Raw genomic sequence first — 22,551 nt, forward strand, 5'->3', positions numbered from 1 at the left:
AGAGGAGATAGGTAAAATAATTACCTACCTCCTACTCGATTAGGACAAAATTTTTAATGAAATTTTAGGTAAAAGCTGGATAGCATACTTCAAATCACAGCACTTATTAATTTCGAAAAAAATTTTTATAGAAAAATTTAATAACATAAGGAAGCTCATTAAAAATCTCATTCCCCAAACCCACCTCCTTCCTCACAAAAATTTAATAAATAATATATAAAATAATCACAATTAAATTAAAATTTTATCGTATAATATATCTATAGTTTGATAATAAAACAATTTTTGCAGGAGGGATGGGTTTGAAGTATAAAAGGTGGATAGCGGCTCTTTTGGTTGTAGCTCTTTTGGGAGCCGGAATTTTTTATTTTTTTAACAAAAATAAAGCAAAAAGTGCTTCAGGGGAAGTGTTTTACCCTATTAAGGTAATAAGGGGGAATATAGCTTCAAGCGTGAAGGGCTCGGGGAGGGTGGAACCGAACAGCATCTATACCATTTACCCTAAGGCAGCGGGAACTGTAAAGAAGCTATACGTAAAAGAAGGAGATGAGGTAAAAAAAGGAGATATCCTTTTTGAACTTGCAAATGAAGACGTGGATTTATCCTTGAGAAAGGCAGAACTTGCATTAAGACAGCAGAGGCTTTCGGCTGAAAGCGTCTTGAAGGATAAAAATAAAAAAGATGTGGTATCCGGTGTGGAAGGATACATAAAGCAAATATCGGTGAAGACGGGGGATCAGGTAAACAAAGGCACAACCCTTGCAACAATAGTGGTAAATCCCGATTCTACCATAATAAAGGCGCCGTTTAATGCTAACCAGATAAAAAATATGAAGGTAGGGCAGAAAGCTTCGGTTCTTTTTACCGATTCCCTGTACACTGTAGAGGGGAAAGTCAAAAGTATTCCTCAAAAGGGAGAGCTTCAAAGCTCGGGAGCGGTATATTATTATGTAGAAATTATTGTTGATGGAAGTTATTACATAGAAGGACAGGAAATTCCTGTTTCGGTGACGGTATATACCGATAAGGGTGCAGAGTATTCTATTGCTCAGGGTTATGTTTCGGCACCCGAAACCTATGATGTAAAAGCGGAAATAGCCGGGTACATAAGCGGTGTTTATGTAACGGAAAATTCGAAGGTTAAAAAAGGGGAAAAACTTTTTACTATAAGCTCGGAAGATCTCGACAGGCAAATAGAATCATCGCTTTTATCCCTTCAGCAGGCAGAATTGGATTATCAGCAAAAATTAAAGCAGAGGGAAGACCTCATATACCGCTCGCCCATTAATGGAAAAGTAATTGATTTAAATATTAAAGAAGGGGAAGACCTTACCGAGTCTCAGGTAAATTCCAGCAATGGTGTGTTGACCGTTGCGGATTTTTCAAAAATGAAGATTTCCTTTTCGGTAGATGAAGTAGATGTGGTAAAGATAAAACCCGGAATGAAGGCGAAAATTACCTTTGATGCTTTAAATAATAGAGCAGTAGAAGGGACAGTAGAAAAGGTTTCAAACATAGGGGTTACCCAGAACGACGTTACCACCTATGAGGTGACGGTTGTAGCTGAGCCAATTGATGGAGTAAAAAGCGGAATGAATGCAACGGTTGAGATTACCTTTGAGCAAAAAGAAAATACGCTTATATTGCCGCAGATTGCTCTAAGGACGATAAACGGCAGATACTTTGTAAGAGTTCCTGCCGATAATCAGGGAAACAATGGGAAAAATAACCAGAACAATTCTACCATGAAAGAAGTAAGAGTAGGAATTTCCAACGGAGAGTACGTGGAGATACTGGAAGGGCTGAAGGAAGGCGATACGGTGCTGATAACCGCTTCTCAATCGGGCACCAGCAACACCTTTCAGAATCGAAGGATGAACCAGCCGCCCATCATGATCCGGCAGGGAAGATAGTGACGGGAGGAGATAATATTGATAGAGCTGAAAGGTGTTAGAAAGGTTTACGGTAAAGAAAAAAATGAATTTGCGGTGCTGGAAGACGTAAATTTAAAAATAGAAGCCGGGGAGTACGCATCTATAATAGGCCCTTCGGGCTCGGGGAAAACCACTTTGATGAACATTCTCGGGTTTATCGACGTGCCTTCTTCGGGAGAGTATTACTTTGAAGGAAAGCTAACGAGTAAGCTCGGGGATTTAGAACTTTCCAGAATAAGAAACAAAAAAATCGGCTTTGTTTTTCAAAGTTTTAACCTGATCGCCGAGCTTACTGCACTTGAAAACGTGGAACTTCCCATGATTTATGCAAATATAAGCCCCAAAAAAAGGCTTGCCCGGGCAAGGGAACTTTTAAGTCTTGTAGGGCTGTCGGACAGAATGCACCATAAGCCTTTAGAGCTTTCGGGGGGACAGCAGCAAAGGGTAGCCATTGCGAGGGCGTTAGCACTGGATCCACCGCTTCTTTTAGCGGATGAGCCGACGGGCAACCTGGATTCCAGATCGGGAAGGGAAATTATCGATCTTTTGGAGGGACTAAACCGGGAAGGAAAAACAGTAGTTATAATTACCCACGATCGGGAGATAGCCGCAAGGACCAAAAGAAGGATTGAAATACTGGACGGCAGGATAGTCCGGGATGAAAGGGCGGAGAGAGAAAAATGCCGGTAATTGCACACTTTAAAATGGCTTACAGGAGCCTTGTAAGGAAAAAGTTGAGGTCCTTTCTCACCATGCTCGGGGTAATTATAGGGGTGGCATCGGTTATAACATTGGTATCCCTTGCCCAGGGGTCGGCCAGTGATATAACGGAAAATATAAAAAATCTCGGGTCTAACTTAATATCAGTAAATATATCTCCCAGGGGATTTTTAAACACCTTTACCTACGAAGAGGCTTTGAAGCTGAAAAACATACCCTTTATACAAAAAGCAGCTCCGGTGGTAAATACCCGGCAGACGGTGGTTTATTTAAATAATAAATACGACAATGTCAATATCATAGGGACTAACGGGGATTATTTTGACATAAGGAATTTAAAGGTGAGGCAGGGAAGGGTTTTTACGGAAGAAGAGGTGGATTTAAGGAGAAACGTAGCGGTAATCGGCTCTACTATAGCCGAGGAGCTCTTTGGCAATGTAAATCCTGTAGGAAAGGAAATAAGGATAAAAAATAAAATACTGACGGTTATAGGGGTGCTGGAGTCAAAAGGGAGCACGATGGGCGGCTCGGAAGATGAAGTGGTGCTGTTACCCGCTACAACCGCAAAGATGTTAACTTCCAGCAGTCGAATTAATCAGGTCTATCTTCAGGCGGAAAGCCCGGAGGTGGTAAATCCGGCAAAAAGCATCCTGAGCGATTATCTCAATAAAAAGTTCAAAGGGGACGAGGAAGCCTACAGGATATTTGACCAGACGCAAATCTTAGAAACGGTGCAAAAGACCACCAATACCCTTTCGGCAATGCTCGGTGGTATTGCCGCAATTTCCCTTCTGGTGGGCGGCATTGGTATAATGAACATAATGCTCGTTTCCGTTACCGAAAGAACCAGGGAAATAGGTATTAGAAAAGCCCTGGGCGCTTCGAAAACTGATATTCTCTTACAGTTTCTCATAGAATCTGTTGTAGTTAGCGGTATCGGAGGGATTATCGGTATTTTTACCGGGGTTATTTCGGCTTACCTTATAAAAAATGCGCTAAATATAAGCGTGAAATTTCCACCGTCGATTATACTCTTATCAATTGGATTTTCAATGCTGGTGGGGATATTCTTCGGCCTTTACCCGGCAAGCCGGGCGGCAAATATGAATCCGGCGGAAGCGTTAAGATACGAATGAGCAGGGAATGCCCTGCTTTTTTTATTTTAGTCAAAATGTAATAATAAAAAGATGGGAAAGTATGATAAAATTGTAAATGTATAAATTTTTATTTATTTTAAGGAGAATGAAAATGTTAATAGAGCTGAAAAATGTAAAAAAATATTACAGAACGGGGAAGGTAAACGTAAAAGCCCTGGACGGGGTAAATTTATCGGTGGAAAGGGGAGAGTTTCTTTCAATAATGGGGCCTTCGGGGTCGGGAAAATCCACCCTTTTGAACATCATCGGATGTCTGGATAAACCCACCGAAGGGGAGTACCTTCTGGACGGAAAAAAAGTGGAGAAGCTGAACGACGATGAACTGTCAAGTATTAGAAACGAAAGCGTGGGGTTTGTGTTTCAGACCTTCCACCTTTTACCTGAATATGATGCGGTTTTTAACGTGGAAATACCCCTTATTTACCGGGGGGTTCCGGCAAAGGAAAGGAGAAATAGAGCCGAAAAAGCCCTGGAAGTGGTGGGATTGAAGGATCGAATGAAGCACAGGCCCTTGGAGCTTTCCGGAGGGGAACAGCAGAGGGTGGCTATAGCCCGGGCTCTGGTGCAGGATCCTCTTTTAATTCTTGCTGATGAGCCCACAGGGGCTTTGGACTCAAAGACCGGAAATTCCATAATGGAGCTTTTTTGCAGGCTCAACGAGGAAAAAAATCTTACGATAATCCTGGTGACCCATGATGAAAAGATGGCGAAGTACGGGAAAAGGATTGTGCATATTCTGGATGGAAAAATTGAAAGGGAGGCTTATTTATGATAAAAAAAGTAGCTGCTTTTATTTTGATTGCTGCTCTTTTGGTAATGGGGGGAGTTTATGCCTTTAAAAGCCTTCTTCCTCCGCCGAAAAAGGAGGCTCAGGGGCCGGTTTATTCCACAGCCAAGGTCATAAGAGGGGATATAAATGTGGGCGTTGAGACTACGGGCCCCCTTTATCCCAACAGCAGCGGGGGAATAATGGTTCCCTACAGCCCCGAAACGCAGGTGATGATGAGCTACATAATAGATCAGGTCCTGGTGAAAAGCGGTGATACGGTTCAGGCGGGGCAGGTTCTGGTAAAACTTCGCGCGCCAAATGTGCAGACCGAGCTGGAAAATCTGCAAAAACAGATCGATACCGCGAAAAAGGCTTTAGCGGATAAACTGGGGACGACGCCGGAAAGGCTGTATGAAGTGGACCCTTCAAAGGGTATTACCCTTACCGCTCCTATTGATGGAAGGATATTCGGGCTTACCGCAAAGGAAGGAAATGAAATAAAAGAAGGGGAAATCGTAGCCAAGGTAGTAAATGACGGTAAATACAAATTACAGGTAAAGCTTTACCCGGGAGAATTTGCGATAGCCAAGGAATATAAAAAGGCTTTTATGAGGTTTTCGGTTTATGAAGGAGTACTGGAAGGGCAGGTGGTGGATGTAAACCCCGAACCGGTGACGGAAGCGACCGGGAGCACCGACTACACCGGTGAGCAGATGTATCAGTACGTCTACTACATGACCGTGGAGGGGAAAAACCCGGGGCTTATACAGCCGGGGCTTACCGCCTATGTGGGTTTGGCAAAAGAAGGGGTGACAAATCCCGAAAGTCCCGAAATATTATGGTTGAAATACCCTTCAAAGGTGGAGGGATTTTCCGAAGAGGAGTCAATTTTTTCCACTGTTACCGCAAGGGTTACGAAGGTGTTTGTAAAGGAAAGGAGCAAGGTAAAAAAAGGTGACCCGGTACTGCAGCTGGCCGGGTCGGATGTACGGGATTACATAATGGAAGAACTTAAAAAAATTTCTGAGCTGGAGAGCAAGCTTTACAAGCTTCAAAGCCAGCTTCAAATGCTGGAAATCAGGGCTCCGATAAGCGGCGTGGTAGCGGACCTGAACGCCACCGTTGGGAAAACGGTAAATATGGGCGAATGGCTGGGGAGCATTTTTAGCCCGGACGACATGACCATGTGGTGTCAGGTGGACGATATTGATATACTGCTTGTAAAACAGGGTTCACCGGTAAAAGTGACCCTTGACGCCCTTCCCGGCAAGGTGCTCGAAGGCAGTGTGGTGTTCATATCACCAATGGGGAAAGACCAGAGCGGAATATCCAGATTTGAGGTTAATATAAAAGTCAAAGGGACGCCGGAGCTGAAACCCGGGATGCAGGCAAAAGCGTACATAGAAGCCGGAAGCTCTAAAGGTGTACTTCTTGTACCGGTAGAGGCGGTTTTTGAAGAGGATGGACAGCCGAAAGTAGAGGTTTTAAATCCCGACGGTACCACAAAGGTGGTTTCCGTGGAGCTCGGCCTTATGAACGACAGATTCGCCGAGATAAAAAGCGGTTTGAAGGAAGGAGATGAGGTGGTTACGGGTTCGAGTTTTGACGTTTTGCCATCCCAGCATATAAAGACCGATAGGCTCCTCCCCGGACAAAACAGCGGTGGCCAGAGCGGCTCGAATACGCAGGAAAATAGCGGTGGTAAATGAGGTGGATACGATGAAAAACGACCTGCGGAGATTTTTAGTAAAACTCGGATTTTCCTTGAAAATGGCATGGCACGGTGTTGCGGCAAAACCCCTCCGCTCGTTTTTAACGGTCCTAGGGATTGCCATAGGTGTAGCATCGGTCATAAGCCTAATGGGTATCGGCGAGGGGGCACGGCTTGAGGTACTAAAGCAGTTTGAGAGCCTCGGCTCCAATGTCATAGTTATTAAAGCCCAGGACCCATCGGTAAATTTCAAACCGGAAGAAGCTCAGGAGCTAAAAGAAAGGGTAAACGGGCTTATTTACGCAACGCCTATAGTAAGGACAAAGGCAGTGATGAGGTGGCGAAGGGCACGGGGAGAAGTACAGATACTTGGCGTAAGCAGCGAATATTATAAGGTGAGGGATTACAAAGTAATCACCGGGCACTTTTTTACCGAATGGCATGTAAAGGAAAGGGCAAAGGTGGCGGTCTTAGGCTACAACCTGGGCAAAAGCCTTTTAAACGGAAGGTCGCCGGTAGGGGCTACCTTTACTTTGAACAACGAGACCTACAGGGTGGTGGGTGTGCTTTCAAAAAAGGGGAATGCCCAGGAAGGGCTGGACGATATGATTATAATCCCCTACACCACCGCTCTTAAAATAGCCGGAAAAAGAAGTGTTGACGAGATCTGGGTTAAAGCGGACACGGCAAAAAGTGCGGACCTTGCCATCGCCCAGATGGGGAGAATCTACAGGAGAAAATTGGGGCTGGATTTAAAAGCTCCGAAAATAAATCCGGGAAATGAAAAAGAAGGAGCTGAAGGAAAACCCGTGGAGGGTAAGACACCGGTAAATCCAGCTCCGGTGCCCGCTCCTCAACCCCCGGAAAGCGGCAAAACATCAAATGACAGTATTATAGCAGGGAAAGACTTGATTACAATCACAAACATGAACACCCTGATTGAGGAAGCCGATAAAGCAAACCGGGTGATGACCCTTTTACTGGCGGGGATTGCCTCGGTATCCCTTCTTGTCGGGGGGCTCGGGATAATGAACATAATGCTGGTGGCGGTTTCCGAGAGGACATCGGAGATAGGATTAAAGCGGGCTCTTGGAGCAAAAAAATCGGACCTTTTACTGCAGTTTATCCTGGAAAGCTTGATTCTTAGCCTTTTTGGTGCGCTGGGAGGGATAATAGCGGGTATCTGGGGGGTAAAAGCTTTTACCGCCTACGGGCTTTACTCCATAGTCAGCCTTTCGGCTTTGAAGGTTTCCACCTTTGTGGCCCTTGGCTGCGGGCTCGTGTTTGGAGTATACCCCGCATACCTTGCCTCATCGGTACCTCCGGTGGAAGCCCTTAGAAGGTGAAATAAAATATATTAAGAGTAGAACAAAATTATTGTAAGAAATTTTCTTTTATTTTTTTAACAAATTTGTCAAAGTCATCAAGATTATTTTCAGCTGCTTCTATAACTTTTTCCGGAGAAACTTCTTCATAACCGTGAACAATTTTATTCCTGAATCCTATCATTTTCGAGTACAGCGTCAATTCTTTTTCATCAATTACTTTGAAATTATATAAGATGTTCAACGCATCTCTTGCGTCCACAGGGGCTTTGTTAAAATGCTTAGCAGTGATGTGATATATTATATCGATCATTGCCTCTACAGCGGTTTGCAGAGAGTATTTTAGGCCTTTAATAAGCCAGGGATCGCGTAAAATTTCTTCCTTTCCTTTTTCGGAAAGGAGTTTTTCTATATCCTTTTTTTGTTCAATTATAAAAAGTATTTTTTTTGTTATTTTCTCTTTATCTAACGGGCTCATTTTAATCCCTCCAGTATCATTTCTACAGCTTTTTTGTACCGGGGATATACCTCTTTATATCTTAAACTTACCTTTTCTATTAAATCGGTTACGGTGTTTTCATCCCTGATATATAGGGGTAATCCGTTTCTCAAAATATTGAAGGCAATTATAGTGTTTGAGTGGTTTACCGAGTGGATGTCAAAGAGATGACCCTCAAAATTTAAAAGCTTTAAGTATAATGTTTCAATAACATCCTCCGCTTTTTTTTCGTCTACGCAATCAAAAAAAATAATTCCGATGTCTATGTCGCTGTCGGGGCGCATTAAATCGAGGCTTGAGCCGAAAAGGTAGACGCCTGCTATTTCTTCAAAAGAGGCGACCTTTTCTGTGATGTAATTTTTTAATTTTTCTTTATCTATTCTTACCAAATCCCTCGGCATTTTTATCACCGCCTTTAAATTTCTTATTTATAAATTACCATAATTTTTATATAATTTAAAGATAAGGGTAGACCCGGGTAAAAATATTTCCAGCAAAAAGTTTTTGGCAGGGACGGAAGTTTTGATTAAAATAGAATTAAAGCATTGTATTTAAAAAATTTAAAAGCATTTAAAGAGAGTATAAAATATAATATATTAAATGCTGAATTCGCCTAAAAAAGAAGGGGTTAAAATGAGCTATTTTGTCGTAACTGGGCTTTTTTCCTATCTCGTCGGGGGATTTTTCGTTTTTCAAAAGAAGGAATATTTCACTCAAATAATAGAATTTTTCAAAGGCTACCTGACTATGCTTTTTGCAGGGCTCTACCTTCACTCGGGTCTTACCTACATTTTTTCTTCGATGGGCGTCTTAACGGGGCACACGCGCCCCTTTTTCAAGGGATTTCGCGGAGACACCACCGAAGCCCTTGCCCTCGGCATCATATTTTACCTTTCCTGGAAAATGGGGCTTTTGCTTTTATTGTTTTTTATAATTATAAAACAGTTTGTAGAAGAATACGACGATGCGGTATTTTTAACAGCCCTTTTGATCCCGGTGGTAACCTTCCGGTTTTTCAGGACCGATTCGTATAATATAATTTCTTTGATTATCTTTGCCCAGCTTGCCGTTCAGTTCTGGCCGGATTTTCTGGAAAAAAAGGTAAAATCCGTTCTAGTTAACCGCACCCTGCTGGGGCTCCTGGTGTTTTTTATTCTTGTTTTATTCTTTTTTAATAAATACGTGTACAAAGGCTTTGGAATGCAGAAGGATTTAATTAGGCATGGGCCGGGACATTTTAAGTATGCAGCAATTACCTTTGACGACGGGCCCGATCCGCTTTATACGCCCGAAATACTGGATATATTGAAGGAAAAAGGCGTACCGGCGACCTTTTTCCTCGTGGGGAAGAATGTGGAAAGCTACCCGGATATTGCAAAAAGGATCGTAAAAGAAGGGCACTCCATAGGCAATCACACCTATAGCCACAGGAGCCTCATCCCCCTTTCAGCAAAGGGGCAGGAGGAGGAAATAAAAAAGTGTGAAGCAGCTATAGAAAAAATAACGGGGGTCAGACCGGTGCTTTTCAGGCCCCCGAGGGGCGTGTATACAGCTTTTGCCAGAAAACTTTTAAAAGACGAAAGGTATACCATCGTCTTGTGGGACGTGAGTGCCATGGACTGGGCGGAACTGCCTCCGGATAAAATCGTGGAAAGAGTGGTCAAAAGCGTAAAACCCGGTTCCATAATACTTTTTCACGATTCGGGGGACTTAGTGACCTACAGAGGGGGCAACAGGACATCTACCGTGGAAGCCCTTCCTATGGTTATAGATGAGCTGAAAAAACAGGGCTACGAATTCGTTACGGTGGACCAGATGATATTCCTATCCGAACTGATGGAAACGGAGGAAAAGGTAAATGAGAATAAGAACGGCGGCTTTGAAGGACGTTGAGGCGGTGGCAGAGGTATTTTTAAGGGCTTTTGAGGGGAGTATAAGGTTTTTCACCCCCGTCACTTCGGGTATAAAAAGGGCGTTTTTTGACTTCTTTTCTCTTTTGATTTTTACCTTCAGGGAAGGTGTGATGGTGGCAGAGGAGGAAAATAAAATCATCGGGTACATCGTAATGGCGGATAACGTAAAAAGACTCTGGAAGGAAGCGGTACTTAGCGGATTTATTTTCAAGGTTATAGGGAAATATTTTAAAGGGGAATACGGAATAAATTTTAAGGATGCTTTAAAGATAGTTTTCAATAAGGTTTTCTTTTTAAAGTTTGAAGTGATCACATCGCCTTCGGCTCAGCTTTTGTCCATAGGCGTTTTGCCTGAGCATCACGGGAAAGGGATAGGAAGAGCGCTCCTGGAAAAAGGGATGGAATATATTCGGAAAAAAGGTATTAAAAGGGTAAAGCTGGAGGTCAGGCCCGAGAATACTTCAGCAGTGAAACTTTATAAAAGCTTTGGGTTTAAGGTAAAGGGAAGGACAAGGGACCTTCAGGGGGAATGGCTTATAATGGTCTGGGAAGGCTAAAAAGAAAACACCTCCCTTTCGATGTTTTGCACGAAAAACCTTCCGTCTTCTTCCAGAAAATTCAGGGCGCTTTCCAGCTGGCTTTCCGCATGGTTTTTACTTGAAGAAACGCAGCTTATACCTATTACGGCAAAGCGAAGGTCATCCTGCCTTTCCACTTCGGCCACGGAAAGGTTGAATTTACCTTTCAGCCTTTCAATGACGCTTTTTACAATTGATCGCTTATCCTTTAAAGAAAAGGTATCCCCTAAATAAATTTCCACCTTTAAGATTCCGATGTTCATGATAACCACCTTTCCAGGATTAAATTAAAAGCGGGCGGTAAGTATGGGCGTTTATAAGTATTTTAATAAAATTTCAAAGGAAAATAAAGGGGCGGTGCTGGTAACGGTGCTCCTCACCGGGACGGTGCTTATAATTCTTGCCCTTGCCCTTGCGGAGTTTTCAAGAAGCGATTTAAAGGCTTCCCTTTACTACGAAAGAAGGGTTCAGGCCCAGTATCTGGCAGAAGGAGGACTGCAAAAGGCGCTTTCGGAGCTGAAAAATGATCCTGAAAGGCTTCAGTATGTAATTTCATCAGCCCGGGGAAAGCCCAACGGTTTTTTATTCGACAGCATGAATGTGGACGAGGGAGATTTAAAGGGGAGTTTTACTTTAAAAGCTTATCTGGAATCGGAAAACAGGTTAAAAATTATATCGGAGGGTTCGTCGGGCGGGTCCAAATTTACTGCTTACGCGTATTTAAATGTAATTAGAAGCTATGAAGCCTTTCAGAAGATGATCTTTTCTTATTCGGGCTTTTCCTTTAACGGCTCCGCGAGCCTGCAGGGGGATATAGCCACTCTGGAAGATGTGGATTTAAAGGGAAGTTTTGATTTAAACGGAAATTTATACGCCAAAGGCGATGTAAAGCTTAGCGGGAGCGCCAGGGTGACAAAAAGCATATATTCTCTTGGTAATGTAAGCCTGAAAGGCAGCGCCGACGTCTACGGCGATATATACGCAAAGGGGTCTATTACATCAAGCGGGGCGGTGCTGGTAAGGGGTAAAAGATATCCCTACTACCAGGGGGATATAAGTTTTTCTCACGAAATGCCTTCCCCCGACCCTTATTTTTATAAAAACAGGGCCACTTCCGTTTACGAAGGCCCTTACAGGGTTACAAGCCTTGCCATGAGCGGTCATGTAATATTTGTCGATGATGATGTGGTTGAGGTGGTGGATAATAAAGGAAATAAAACTACGGTAGTGCATGAAGGGGATTTTTCAGCGGATAATCTTCAGGGAAACGGCGTGATATACGCAAAAGGGGATGTAGAGCTGAAGGTAGTAACGGGAAACAGCAGTGGAATAATAGTAATTTCGGAGAAAAACATCACCGTAAAAAATGCCGGGAGCGTAAAAAACGCCCTTTTGTTTGCGCCCAACGGCACGGTGGACCTGGGGACTTCAAATTTTGAAGGGTGCATTGTAGCAAAAAACGTAGAATCCAACGGGAGCGCGGTGATAAAATACAGTGGCGCTTTCTTATCCATGAGCCAGTATCTTCCCCAGCAAAACCCACCTAAAATTAACTTAGATTATATAAAAAAGGAAGGGACGTATTAAAAGCTCCCTTCCTTTATTTCTTCTTTTATTAAGAAGGAAATAATGAAAGCAATTAAAAACATCAGGCCGCCGCCCAAAAAGGTAAAGGCTATTCCGAAGCTGTCCCCGAGGAATCCGCCTATCATTGAGCCCATAACAAGTCCGATGGACATAAGGCCGTTATATACTCCGAAGGAACTGCCCTGATTTTCGCTGGTCCCTGCTTGAGCGATTAAAATATTTCCCGCTATGGTAACCGCAGCATTGAAAAATCCGAAGAAAAACCTGAGGGCAAAAAGCTCAAGGAAACTTCCGATAAATCCCTGGAGTGCAGTTAAAATAGCGCTTCCGATAAGTCCGATGCGGTAAAGGGAATTTACCGGGTATTTTACCTTTCCGAGAAAGGGGGAAGCTATGGCAGTAGAGATTCCCGTAATGGAAAAGGCGATGCCGGTATACAATGACGTGTTTTCTGGATTAATTTTGTGCATCAAGAGGGTTACCGCAGGAAGGATTCCCATTAAGGCCGCCTGGACGAAAATGCCTACCGAGTAAACCACGAGAAGCTTTCTGTTTTTAAAGGCATCCGCAATGCTTTTTATCATGGAAGATTTTGGCTTTGCCGTCTTTGATTCTTTAATGCCGGTGACATAAGGAAGAATTCCTGCGATTAATAGTAAAAATCCGTTAAAAGCAATACTTTTTCTAATTCCCATTATTTTGGCAGTAATTCCTCCTACCAGAGGGCCGGTAATGGTTCCCACTGCTGCTGCAGCATTTATAATAGCTAAGTTGTAGTTCAAATTGTCGGGGGTGCTTACCGAAGCTATAAAGGTAATGGCGGCGGGGATGTAACCGGAAAAGGTGCCGTTTAAAGCCCTTAAAAATAAGAGCTGAGTTGGTGTTTTTGCGCCGGCCATTAAAAAGTAAATGATGCCCATGACCACACCGGCTCTTGCCATCATGGGCTTTTTTCCGTATCTATCCGAAATTGCTCCCCAGATGGGGGCCATTATCCCGAACATGAGGGAGTTTGCCGAATAAATAAGCCCGGACCAGGTGGTGATATTCCGGGTAACTCCCATATCTAAAAGAAGATCGGGCAAAAACGGCGTCATTGATGAAAACGCTAACTGGGCTATAAAAACCCCAAAAGAAATGATATATAATTTTTTAATCTGATTTGATAAATTTAAAGGTAAATTCATTTTAAATCCTCCGGTTAAAATTTTAAAAAATAATAAAAAGGCAAAAAGCCTTTTAAAATATATCTAAATCTGCGAATTAAAATACAAAAAATAAAGCTTCATAAAATAAAAATATAAAGGTATGCAGAATTTGATAAAAGCAATAATCTAAAACCATTTTACAATAAAATGATTTCCAAGTAATATTATAATATAATTTTTTTCTCTGCGTTACAAATTCCAAAAATTAATAAAAGCAGAGGAAATCCATCGTGTTGACAAAAGGGAATTTTTTATGCTATACTTTGAATAGTCAATTTGCGGAGGGGTGTCCGAGTGGTTTAAGGAGCTGGTCTTGAAAACCAGTGCCCCAAAAGGGCCGGGGGTTCGAATCCCTCCCCCTCTGCCAGGTTACTTGCGGAGAGATGGCCGAGAAGGTCGAAGGCGGTCGCCTGCTAAGCGACTATACGGACCTAAAATCCGTATCGAGGGTTCGAATCCCTCTCTCTCCGCCACTTTCATGCGCCTGTAGCTCAACTGGATAGAGCGTCTGACTACGGATCAGAAGGCTGTGGGTTCGACTCCTGCCAGGCGCACCATCAAAGCTTTTACATGCGCCCGTAGCTCAGGAGGAAAGAGCAGCGGTTTCCTAAACCGCGTGCCGGGGGTTCGAGTCCTCCCGGGCGCACCATTTTTTCCATAGGGGAAAGTTCAATGGAAAGTATTCACCAGGTCTTCATGCGGGAGGCTTTAAAGGAAGCAGAAAAAGCCTTCGAAGAGGACGAGGTGCCCGTCGGTGCGGTGATCGTAAAAGATGGAAAGGTCATCGCTAAGGGAAGAAACGGGCGGGAAAAGCTTCAGGATGCCACTGCTCATGCAGAATTAATAGCCATAAGGGAAGCCTGCAGGGAGCTTGGCAGCTGGAGATTGGCGGGGTGCAGTTTATACGTCACCTTGGAGCCCTGCGCCATGTGTTCCGGAGCGGCAGTGCTTTCCAGAATTGACTCGGTGATTTTCGGCGCATATGATCCGAAGGGCGGATGTGCCGGGAGCGTATTAAACGTTTTATCCTGCAGGAATTTGAACCACAGGCCCCGGGTCATAGGCGGAATACTGGAAGAGGAGTGCTCCTTCTTACTCAAGGAGTATTTCAAGAAAAAAAGGGAATGAAAATTTTCGGTGGAGAGATGGCCGAGAGGTCGAAGGCGCTCGACTCGAAATCGAGTAGGCGGCCCAAAAGCCGTCTCGTGAGTTCGAATCTCACTCTCTCCGCCATTAAAAATGGTTACAAGCGCAGAACTTAACTACAAAATTGCATTCTTAAGTAAAATTGATTAATTTATATGAGTAAAAAGATTTTCGCGGAGAGATGGCTGAGAGGTCGAAGGCGCTCGACTGGAAATCGAGTAGACGGGTGTTAAGCCCGTCTCGAGGGTTCGAATCCCTCTCTCTCCGCCATTATTATTGCCCACATGACTGCATTCCGTGCTTACTATTAAGTGAGAAGGAGTGTGGTCTTTTTGTTTAAAGCTTTTCACGAAAGTTCAGTTGTAAACTTTGGTGAATAATTGTGATATAATAATTTTGAGGTGAGATTAATGAATGCGGGTAAGAGCATTTTATTAAAATTAATTGATGAAATTCCAGAAAGTCAAATACGAGAAGTTATAGATTTTATTTTATTTTTAAAAAATAAAAAAGATAATCAGGTATTCAAGGATTTATTGTCTGCCAGCGAGAGCAGTATAGATTTTTGGGATAATGATATTGATGATGAGGTATGGAACAATGTATAGGCAGGGCGATATATTATTAATTCCTATTCCTTTCAGTGATTTGACTTCCAATAAAAAACGCCCTGTTCTTGTTTTATCTAATGATGATTATAACAGCAGAACAGAAGATATAATAGTTGCGGCTATTACTTCGAACCTGGCAGTAAAAGATTATATTGTTATGCTGACCAGTAGCGACCTTTACGAGGGAGCCTTAAAGGTGGATTCCTGCATAAGGGTGGACAAGATTTATACCTTATCCCAAAGTATTGTAATAAGCAAGTTTGGTGCTGTGAAAAAGTATATTATCGATGCGGTCAGGAAAAAACTTTATGAATTGATCTAAACTTGATTACAACCTGTTGGCTTCTTGAAAAGAGGCCATATGCCTAACGATATATGGAAATTTATTTACCTTGCTATTTATTAATAAAGATAGTATAATAAATTTTGCGAGTCGTGTGGGCAAAAATCTTGGCCGTGCTAGACGGGGAGGTAGCGGTGCCCTGCACCCACAATCCGCTGTAGTGGGGTCGAATCCCTTCCCGAGGTTTTGTCCCTGTGGGGTCCGGCCGGGACAAGTGGCAAAGAAGGTTGGGTCCCGCGCAATGGAAACTTCCGAACCCCGCCAGGTCCGGGAGGAAGCAACGGTAAGGAAGCACTTCCATGTGCCGCGGGGCAGCCTGACCGGAGTTAACTATCCCGGTATCGCCCGGAGGGAAAAATCGACGGAAGGTGCACGGCCATTAACTATATATATAAGTAATTAAAGGGGTAGCATAAAATGCTTCCCCTTTTTAATTTAAAAAGATAAGCTCAAAATTTAAAAAAAGATCATATTTTAAAATAGAATGAAATCTAAAGAAATACTCAGGAATAACAGGTTAACGTAAAAGAATAACCAATAATTTAGAAATTCGGTTAATTTTACTTGAAAAATAAATTTTTTCTGCTAAAATAGTATTTGAAAAAATTATTAGCTCGGTAGGCGAGGCTCCTACAAGGATACAGGCTGCTGCCGCGAAAGATTGGAGACAATCTTAGCTGGTAAACAGGTTTTGCCGAACCAAGGCTTAACCTAATGCAGCTTTTAAGCCCTGTAGTGCCAAAGCTTGTACGAGGTTGAAAAATATTTTACATTTTAGCCTTAACCTCGTATGAAGCCGCCGGGGAAAAGGCTTTTTTATTTTCCAATTTTGAGCAAAATATAAGAAAAAGGAGATGGTTTTTTAAATGGACGGTAACCCTGCCAGTAGAATTTTTAAAATTCGGTGGGGGGATGTATAAGGCATAAACATCCCCCCGCAGAAAAAATTTTGAGGGGGGATGTTTATGAAAAATATAACGAGCTTTTACTTAAGCAGGGTAATTGGGAACAGGGTATTTTGCGGTGAGGAAGTAATAGGGAAACTTTCAGACCTTGCTGTTGATCTAAGCTACGAAAAGCCAAAGGTTATAGCAGCTCTGGTAGATGAAGGCGGCGGTAAAAAGGCGTTTTACGATTTTTCTTTTTTTGAAATTAAAAAGGTTAAGGGGCAGTATCATCTTAATTGTACGGAAAAAAAGCCGGTGGAAATTGATACCGAAAAAACAATGATGCTGGTAAAACACATTCTCGACAAGCAGATAGTGGATATAAACGGGAGAAAGGTTGTAAGGGTAAATGACGTAAGGCTTGCCGTGCTTTCAACGGGGACCTATGCGGTAGCCGTTGATATAGGTTTGGAAGGACTTTTGAGAAGGCTCGGGCTTGCAAAACCCGTAAAAAGGATATTGAAGAATTTCGGAGGGAACATTTCTTCCAAATTTATCCTCTGGGATTACGTGCAGCCCATTACTTCGGCGAAATCGGATCTTAAGATTTCCATGAGCTACAATAAGCTTTACACCCTTCACCCGTCCGACCTGGCGGATATCATCGAAGACCTGGACAAAAAGACTCAGGCGATGGTGTTTGCATCCCTTGATGACGAAAGGGCTGCCGATGTTCTTGAGGAACTTGAAACCCGGGCGCAGAAGAACGTTCTCGAAAGTCTCCCTGTAGAAAAAGCTGCGGATGTGCTGGAGAAAATGCCTTTTGACGAGGCAGCGGATATTTTGGACGATATTAACAGGGAAATAGCAAACGAAATACTGAGCGAAATGGACACCCATGCCTCCCGGGAAATAAAAGAACTCATGCAGTACCCCGAGCATACGGTAGGGAGTATAATGGTCAGGGATTTTATATCCTTTAAGACCACCTTTACGGTGGAGGATACTATTAAGGAGCTTAGACGGTTAAAACCCGATGCGGATGTGATATATTACCTTTACGTAATAGATGAAGAGGGAAAACTCGTAGGGGTTGTATCCTTAAGGGATCTGGTTATAGCCGAACCCGATACCGTCCTGGAACAAATCATGAAGAAAGATGTGATATATGTCAGGGACACCGATGATGTGAATTCTTTAATAGGGATAATATCAAAATACAGCCTGCTGGCAGTCCCTGTAATAGATTTAACGAGAAAACTTATAGGGGTTGTAATAATAAACGACATAGTGTATGAACTTTTGAAACGGAATAAGAGAATGGCTGGATAAGGCGGGAAAGGAGGAAGCAAATATGAACCAGAAAAACGGCGGATTTGTAAAAAGAATGCTGCTGCTTTTCAGCATAATAGGTCCCGGACTTATAACAGGCATTGCCGATGACGATGCGACGGGGATAGCCACCTATGCCAGCGTTGGAGCATCCTACGGTTACAGGATGCTGTGGGGGCTTTTTTTAATTACTATAAGCCTCATCGTAGTCCAGGAAATGGCGGCTCGAATGGGAGCGGTAACGGGCAAGGGGCTTTCCGCACTTATAAGGGAAAATTTTGGTGTAAAAATGACCCTTTTTGCCATGGTTACCCTTTTAATTACGAACCTGGCCATCACCGTTGCTGATTTTGCAGGAGCAGCGGCGAGCCTTGAAATATTAAATATACCCAAAATTATTTCCGTGCCGTTAATTGCCCTTTTGGTGTGGATGGTAATATTGAGAGGTTCCTATAGAAAAGCCGAACGATTTTTCCTGATATTATCGCTGGTGATGGTTTCTTATATAATTACGGCCTTTCTGGTAAAGCCCGACTGGGGCGAGGTTATTAAAAGCACCTTCGTGCCTTCCTTCAGCTTTGACAGGGACTTTGTCTTGATGTTTATTGCAATGGTAGGCACTACCATAACTCCCTGGATGCAGTTTTACCATCAGGCATCGGTGGTAGATAAGGGGATAGATGTGAAACATTATGAGTACGAAAAGATGGATGTGGTTATAGGGTCACTTGTTAGCAATGTTTTAGCGTTTTTTATAATAGTAACTACTGCAGCCACGTTAAATAAAGCGGGCATTACCATAGATATGGCGGAGGATGCTGCTGCCGCTTTAAGGCCTTTAGCAGGAAATTACGCTTCTACCCTTTTTGCAATAGGACTTTTTGGAGCTTCTCTAATTGCGGCTCATATTGTCCCCCTCTCCACCGCCTATGCCATTACCGAAGCCTTTGGCTTTGAAAACGGGCTTGACAAAACCTTCAAAGAAGCCCCGGTTTTCTACGGGATTATTCTGTTTTTCATAATTCTCGGTTCTCTGGTAATCTTTCTCCCCAGCAGCGTGTTTATTCAGTTGATTATTATTTCCCAGGTAGTTACGGGTATATTGACTCCCATTATACTTATTTATATGATTGTACTTACAAATAAGAAAGAAGTAATGGGAGAATATGTAAACGGGAGAATTTTTAATGCTATTGCCTGGGTAACCGTGGGATTTATTATTTTACTTACCGTAATTCTTACCCTTTCACCTTTAATCGGGTGAGATATTCTTGGATTGGAGGGGCTCTTTTGACCTATTTAGCGCTTTACAGAAAATACAGACCTTCAAATTTTGACGAAATAGTGGGGCAAAGGCCCATAGTAAGGGTTTTAAAAAATCAGCTTAAATCCGGAAGAATAGGGCATGCCTATCTTTTTTGCGGTATGAGGGGGACCGGAAAAACCAGCACCGCCAGGGTATTTGCTAAGGCTTTGAACTGCGAAAAGGGGCCTACCGACAACCCCTGCGGAGTTTGCAGAAACTGTTTGGCCTTTCAAAACGGCTCCTTTATGGATATAGTGGAAATGGACGCCGCTTCCCATCGGGGGATAGATGATATAAGGGATTTGAGGGAAAAGGTTAATTTCCCTCCATCCCAGGGAAGATACCGGGTATATATCATCGATGAGGTGCATATGCTGACCCAGGAGGCTTTCAATGCCCTTTTAAAGACCTTGGAAGAACCGCCCAAACATACGGTTTTTATCCTGTGCACCACAGAGCCGAATAAGCTTCCCGCTACCATCCTCTCCCGATGTATGAGATTTGATTTCAAAAGGGTGTCTTTTGGGGATATCGCGGAGCATTTAAAAAGGGTTTCTCAAAAACAGGGCCTAAAGGTGGAAGACAGGGCATTAAAATTGATTGCGCGGCATTCGCAGGGGTCTATAAGGGATTCCCTGAGCCTTCTTGATAAAGCTGCCGGCCTAAGCAGCGAAGTGATTACCTATGAAGATGTCTTGGAAATATTCGGCGCAGTGGAAGATGAAGTTTTTATAAAAATTGCTCTGGCGGCAAAAGAAAAAAACCCCGGGGAAGTTTTGACAATCCTTGAAGGTGTTTTTGAAAAAGGGAAGGATATTAACAGGTTTGTGGAAGATCTAATGTACTTTTACAGGAACCTTCTTTTAATTTTGATAAAATGCCCTCCGGAGCTTATTGACCTGCCGCAGGAGGAAATACTTAAACTGAAGGATATTGCGTCAAAATATAAAAAAGAAGAGATTTTACAGATTCTCGATGTATTAAAAGCCGCTGCCAATGAGGTAAAATGGACGATAGTTCCCAGGATAGTACTCGAATCAGCCCTTGTAAAGCTCACTATGCTTTCTAATTCAGCCTTTGAAGAGGTTGGGAAGGTAGAAGATAAAAATGCGGGAAAAATTATTTCTCAAAAAAAGGAGATAATTTCGGATTCTACGGCGGTAAAAGGGATAGTAGAAAAAAAAGAAGTAAATAAAGAAGTGAATAAGGAAGTAAGTATAGAGAACAATCCCGGGGAAATGGTTTTAAAGGTAGAAAAGCAGGAAAAAAAGGAGGAACCTTCAAAAAAAGAAGATAATACCCTGGAGATTATAAAAGCTAAGTGGCAGGATGTAGTGGACTTTCTTTCGAAAAACGGTAAAATGCTGCTCACCAGCATGATAACATCCTTTAAAATATTACCGGAAAAGATGCAAAAAAATCATCTGATACTTTCAGCACAGGAGGCATCTCAGGGACAGCTGGATTTTATTAAAAGTCAGAAAAAATTGATTGAAGAAGCTGTAAAAAATGTAACCGGTTTAGAAGTAAGCGTACAGGACGTAAAAATTAAGGGGATAGAGGGTAAGAAAGAAAGGGAAAAGGATGACGATTTTGTAGAAAATGTGATAAAATTGTTCGGGAAGGACATAGTGGAAATAAAAGAGGAATAAAGGAGGCGGGTGTTTTGAAGAATTTTGGCTCCATGGGGAATATGGGTAAGTTGATGAAACAGGTTCAGAAGATGCAGGAGGAAATGCTCAAACTGCAGGAAGAGCTGAAACAAAGAACGGTGGAAGCTACGGCGGGAGGAGGAGCGGTTAAAGCCGTTGCCAACGGTAAAAAGGAACTGGTGGAAATTAAGATAGAAAAAGATGTGGTCGATCCGGAGGACGTGGAAATGCTTCAGGATTTGATTCTTGCCGCGGTAAACGAGGCTTTAAATAAGGCGGAGGAAATGGTATCCACCGAGATGGGTAAATTGACGGGAGGTTTAAACATCCCAGGGTTATTTTAAAGACAAAGGAAGGGTAAAGGATGTCTTATTATGCAAAACCGATTGCAAGACTCATAGACGAGCTTTCAAAACTTCCCGGGATTGGACCCAAAACCGCCCAGAGGCTTACCTATCACATATTAAAGCTTTCCAGGGAGAGGGTAAAAAAACTTGCCGAAGCTCTTTTGGATGTAAAGGATTCAATAATTTACTGTTCGGTTTGCGGAAATTTTACGGAAAAAGACCCCTGCGATATTTGCGAAAATCCTTACCGGGAAAAGGGCGTAATAATGGTGGTGGAGGAGCCCAAGGATGTGGTGGCTATTGAGAAAACCAGGGAGTACCGGGGGCTTTATCACGTGCTCCACGGAGCCCTTTCCCCTTTGGAGGGTATAGGCCCGGACGATATACGCATTAAAGAGCTTTTGGGAAGGGTAGGGCAGGGAGTAAAAGAGGTAATCCTTGCCACCAATTCGGATGTGGAAGGGGAAGCCACCGCCCTTTATATAGCAAAACTTTTAAAACCAATGGGAGTAAAGGTAACGAGGATTGCTCACGGAATACCTATGGGCGGTGATTTGGATTACGCCGATGAGGTAACCCTTTCAAAGGCACTGGAAGGCAGAAGGGAAATTATCTAAATTTATTCAAAAAACGTGTTTATTACATAAAACTGTATCGAAAAATATAGGGAGGGATAAGTAAATTGTTAAACTTATCCCTTTTTGTCTTTAATGTTTATATTGGTTATGGATGCTGATAAAAAATTATTTCAAATTATAGGTGATGTTTATGAACATAAAGGAAATAAAATCGAAATTAGAAAAAAGAAACCCTAAACCCGAGGGTTATTATGAATTTTTTGGGGTAATGGTTCCGATAATAGAGATAAATGGAAGTCTGCATATATTACTTGAGATAAGATCGTCAAAACTCAAAAGTCAACCCGGAGAAATAAGTTTTCCGGGAGGAAAAATGGAAGAAGGGGAAACCCCTGATATAGCTGCTATAAGAGAAATCCGGGAAGAACTAATGATACCCGAAAGTTCCATAAAAATATTAAAGGCGCTTGATTACTTGGTTACACCTTTCAATTTTATAATTTATCCTTTTACAGCACAGATAAATGATATTGACATTAAAGATTTAAAAGAAAACCCTGATGAAATTGAGGACATTATTATCGTTCCTCTTAAATTTTTTTTAGAAAACGAACCTAAAGAATTCATTGTCAACGTGGGAATTACATCCTTTGGGGCATTTCCTTTTGAATTAATACCGGGTGGCGAAAATTATTATTGGAAAACTGGAATGTATCCCATATATTTTTATGAATATAAAGGGATGATTATATGGGGTATTACTGCTAGGATCATAAAAAATTTAATAGATGTTATTAAGAGAGCTCTCAGTTGATTATTTCATTACTCCATGCAATAAATTCTAAATTGGAAGATAATAAGAAATGCTTACCTTTCCAGGTAAGCATTTCTTATTGTGCGCGCGGCATGCCCGCGACCTTGATGGTGAAAGTCCATTACGGGGGTTGA

22 protein-coding genes, 6 tRNA genes, 1 other RNA gene and 1 riboswitch are annotated in these 22,551 nt (G+C 42.5%); of the genes, 25 read left to right on the forward strand and 4 right to left on the reverse strand.

Translation table 11 applies throughout. The annotated features are described in order from the left end of the window. The first annotated feature begins 302 nt into the window (after positions 1-302). The 6 genes from ACPLOV_RS07675 (at position 303) to ACPLOV_RS07700 (ending at position 7,637) form a co-directional block, all read left to right on the forward strand. Positions 303-1,913 (forward strand): efflux RND transporter periplasmic adaptor subunit, encoded by a 1,611-nt coding sequence (locus tag ACPLOV_RS07675; RefSeq protein WP_424910957.1) that lies wholly within the window; start codon positions 303-305, stop codon positions 1,911-1,913. Positions 1,914-1,931: 18 nt separating this feature from the next. Next, positions 1,932-2,624: an ABC transporter ATP-binding protein gene (locus ACPLOV_RS07680; RefSeq protein WP_424910958.1), complete on the forward strand. Its 693-nt coding sequence runs from the start codon at positions 1,932-1,934 to the stop codon at positions 2,622-2,624. After that, positions 2,615-3,790 carry an ABC transporter permease gene (locus ACPLOV_RS07685; RefSeq protein ID WP_424910959.1) on the forward strand — a complete coding sequence of 392 codons (1,176 nt, stop codon included), beginning with the start codon at positions 2,615-2,617 and terminating at the stop codon, positions 3,788-3,790. The genes ACPLOV_RS07680 and ACPLOV_RS07685 overlap by 10 nt, the downstream gene beginning before the upstream one ends. Positions 3,791-3,902: 112 nt before the next feature. Then, on the forward strand, positions 3,903-4,583 hold the full coding sequence (locus tag ACPLOV_RS07690; RefSeq protein WP_424909943.1) for an ABC transporter ATP-binding protein: 681 nt from the start codon (positions 3,903-3,905) through the stop codon (positions 4,581-4,583). After that, entirely contained in the window at positions 4,580-6,289 is a 1,710-nt protein-coding gene (locus ACPLOV_RS07695) for an efflux RND transporter periplasmic adaptor subunit (RefSeq protein ID WP_424910960.1), read from the forward strand. Before ACPLOV_RS07690 ends, ACPLOV_RS07695 begins: the two co-directional genes overlap by 4 nt. A gap of 10 nt (positions 6,290-6,299) precedes the next feature. Continuing rightward, positions 6,300-7,637: an ABC transporter permease gene (locus ACPLOV_RS07700; protein ID WP_424910973.1), complete on the forward strand. Its 1,338-nt coding sequence runs from the start codon at positions 6,300-6,302 to the stop codon at positions 7,635-7,637. Positions 7,638-7,665: 28 nt separating this feature from the next. On the opposite strand, the gene hepT is transcribed toward ACPLOV_RS07700, so the two are convergent. Then, complete coding sequence (gene hepT / locus ACPLOV_RS07705) at positions 7,666-8,094, reverse strand: type VII toxin-antitoxin system HepT family RNase toxin (protein WP_424910961.1); 429 nt, start codon at positions 8,092-8,094, stop codon at positions 7,666-7,668. Continuing rightward, entirely contained in the window at positions 8,091-8,516 is a 426-nt protein-coding gene (locus ACPLOV_RS07710) for a nucleotidyltransferase domain-containing protein (RefSeq protein ID WP_424910962.1), read from the reverse strand. Before ACPLOV_RS07710 ends, hepT begins: the two co-directional genes overlap by 4 nt. Positions 8,517-8,748: 232 nt before the next feature. Here ACPLOV_RS07710 and ACPLOV_RS07715 point away from each other — a divergent pair, with 232 nt between their 5' ends. Next, entirely contained in the window at positions 8,749-10,008 is a 1,260-nt protein-coding gene (locus ACPLOV_RS07715) for a glycerol-3-phosphate acyltransferase (protein ID WP_424910963.1), read from the forward strand. Beyond that, positions 9,974-10,585 (forward strand): N-acetyltransferase family protein, encoded by a 612-nt coding sequence (locus ACPLOV_RS07720; protein ID WP_424910964.1) that lies wholly within the window; start codon positions 9,974-9,976, stop codon positions 10,583-10,585. Before ACPLOV_RS07715 ends, ACPLOV_RS07720 begins: the two co-directional genes overlap by 35 nt. Here the strand turns inward: ACPLOV_RS07720 and ACPLOV_RS07725 are convergent. Beyond that, positions 10,582-10,869, reverse strand: a complete 288-nt coding sequence (locus ACPLOV_RS07725; RefSeq protein WP_424910965.1) for a DUF503 domain-containing protein — start codon at positions 10,867-10,869, stop codon at positions 10,582-10,584. The genes ACPLOV_RS07720 and ACPLOV_RS07725 overlap by 4 nt on opposite strands. A 43-nt stretch (positions 10,870-10,912) precedes the next feature. Between ACPLOV_RS07725 and ACPLOV_RS07730 the strand changes: the two genes are divergently transcribed. Continuing rightward, the gene (locus ACPLOV_RS07730; protein ID WP_424910966.1) at positions 10,913-12,193 is read left to right on the forward strand and encodes a hypothetical protein; all 1,281 of its coding nucleotides are present in this window, start codon (positions 10,913-10,915) and stop codon (positions 12,191-12,193) included. Here the strand turns inward: ACPLOV_RS07730 and ACPLOV_RS07735 are convergent. Then, entirely contained in the window at positions 12,190-13,380 is a 1,191-nt protein-coding gene (locus ACPLOV_RS07735; RefSeq protein WP_424910967.1) for an MFS transporter, read from the reverse strand. The genes ACPLOV_RS07730 and ACPLOV_RS07735 overlap by 4 nt on opposite strands. Positions 13,381-13,681: 301 nt before the next feature. Here ACPLOV_RS07735 and ACPLOV_RS07740 point away from each other — a divergent pair. The 16 genes from ACPLOV_RS07740 to ACPLOV_RS07815 all read left to right on the forward strand — a co-directional run bounded on the left by ACPLOV_RS07740 (position 13,682) and on the right by ACPLOV_RS07815 (position 22,417). Then, a tRNA-Ser gene (locus ACPLOV_RS07740) sits at positions 13,682-13,768 on the forward strand. A 10-nt stretch (positions 13,769-13,778) separates the two neighbouring features. Beyond that, positions 13,779-13,874, forward strand: a tRNA-Ser gene (locus ACPLOV_RS07745). Between the two features lie 7 nt (positions 13,875-13,881). Next, positions 13,882-13,958: transfer RNA gene (locus ACPLOV_RS07750), tRNA-Arg, on the forward strand. A 15-nt stretch (positions 13,959-13,973) separates the two neighbouring features. Then, a tRNA-Arg gene (locus ACPLOV_RS07755) sits at positions 13,974-14,050 on the forward strand. Between the two features lie 23 nt (positions 14,051-14,073). Further along, entirely contained in the window at positions 14,074-14,529 is a 456-nt protein-coding gene (tadA, locus tag ACPLOV_RS07760) for a tRNA adenosine(34) deaminase TadA (RefSeq protein ID WP_424910968.1), read from the forward strand. 11 nt (positions 14,530-14,540) lie between these two features. Beyond that, positions 14,541-14,634 (forward strand) — tRNA-Ser (locus ACPLOV_RS07765). Positions 14,635-14,722: 88 nt separating this feature from the next. Next, positions 14,723-14,817, forward strand: a tRNA-Ser gene (locus tag ACPLOV_RS07770). Positions 14,818-14,957: 140 nt separating this feature from the next. Next, positions 14,958-15,155 carry a DUF2281 domain-containing protein gene (locus ACPLOV_RS07775; protein WP_424909345.1) on the forward strand — a complete coding sequence of 66 codons (198 nt, stop codon included), beginning with the start codon at positions 14,958-14,960 and terminating at the stop codon, positions 15,153-15,155. Next, positions 15,148-15,480: a type II toxin-antitoxin system PemK/MazF family toxin gene (locus ACPLOV_RS07780; protein WP_424909346.1), complete on the forward strand. Its 333-nt coding sequence runs from the start codon at positions 15,148-15,150 to the stop codon at positions 15,478-15,480. The genes ACPLOV_RS07775 and ACPLOV_RS07780 overlap by 8 nt, the downstream gene beginning before the upstream one ends. Before the next feature lie 132 nt (positions 15,481-15,612). After that, positions 15,613-15,877: signal recognition particle sRNA large type (ffs, locus tag ACPLOV_RS07785), an RNA gene on the forward strand. Positions 15,878-16,107: 230 nt separating this feature from the next. Next, a riboswitch (M-box (ykoK) riboswitch) is annotated at positions 16,108-16,266 on the forward strand. A 200-nt stretch (positions 16,267-16,466) separates the two neighbouring features. Beyond that, positions 16,467-17,720: a magnesium transporter gene (locus ACPLOV_RS07790; protein WP_424910969.1), complete on the forward strand. Its 1,254-nt coding sequence runs from the start codon at positions 16,467-16,469 to the stop codon at positions 17,718-17,720. A 22-nt stretch (positions 17,721-17,742) separates the two neighbouring features. After that, positions 17,743-18,984 carry an Nramp family divalent metal transporter gene (locus tag ACPLOV_RS07795; RefSeq protein ID WP_424909348.1) on the forward strand — a complete coding sequence of 414 codons (1,242 nt, stop codon included), beginning with the start codon at positions 17,743-17,745 and terminating at the stop codon, positions 18,982-18,984. Positions 18,985-19,010: 26 nt separating this feature from the next. Then, positions 19,011-20,678: a DNA polymerase III subunit gamma/tau gene (gene dnaX / locus ACPLOV_RS07800; RefSeq protein WP_424910970.1), complete on the forward strand. Its 1,668-nt coding sequence runs from the start codon at positions 19,011-19,013 to the stop codon at positions 20,676-20,678. A 32-nt stretch (positions 20,679-20,710) separates the two neighbouring features. Further along, positions 20,711-21,022 (forward strand): YbaB/EbfC family nucleoid-associated protein, encoded by a 312-nt coding sequence (locus tag ACPLOV_RS07805; RefSeq protein WP_068748489.1) that lies wholly within the window; start codon positions 20,711-20,713, stop codon positions 21,020-21,022. A 20-nt stretch (positions 21,023-21,042) separates the two neighbouring features. Continuing rightward, positions 21,043-21,642, forward strand: a complete 600-nt coding sequence (recR, locus tag ACPLOV_RS07810; protein WP_424910971.1) for a recombination mediator RecR — start codon at positions 21,043-21,045, stop codon at positions 21,640-21,642. Positions 21,643-21,793: 151 nt separating this feature from the next. After that, positions 21,794-22,417: an NUDIX hydrolase gene (locus tag ACPLOV_RS07815; RefSeq protein WP_424910972.1), complete on the forward strand. Its 624-nt coding sequence runs from the start codon at positions 21,794-21,796 to the stop codon at positions 22,415-22,417. The last annotated feature ends 134 nt before the right edge of the window (positions 22,418-22,551 follow it).

Source organism: Thermovenabulum sp. (genome assembly GCF_049723235.1).
Classification (GTDB): Bacteria; Bacillota; Thermosediminibacteria; order Thermosediminibacterales; family Thermosediminibacteraceae; genus Thermovenabulum.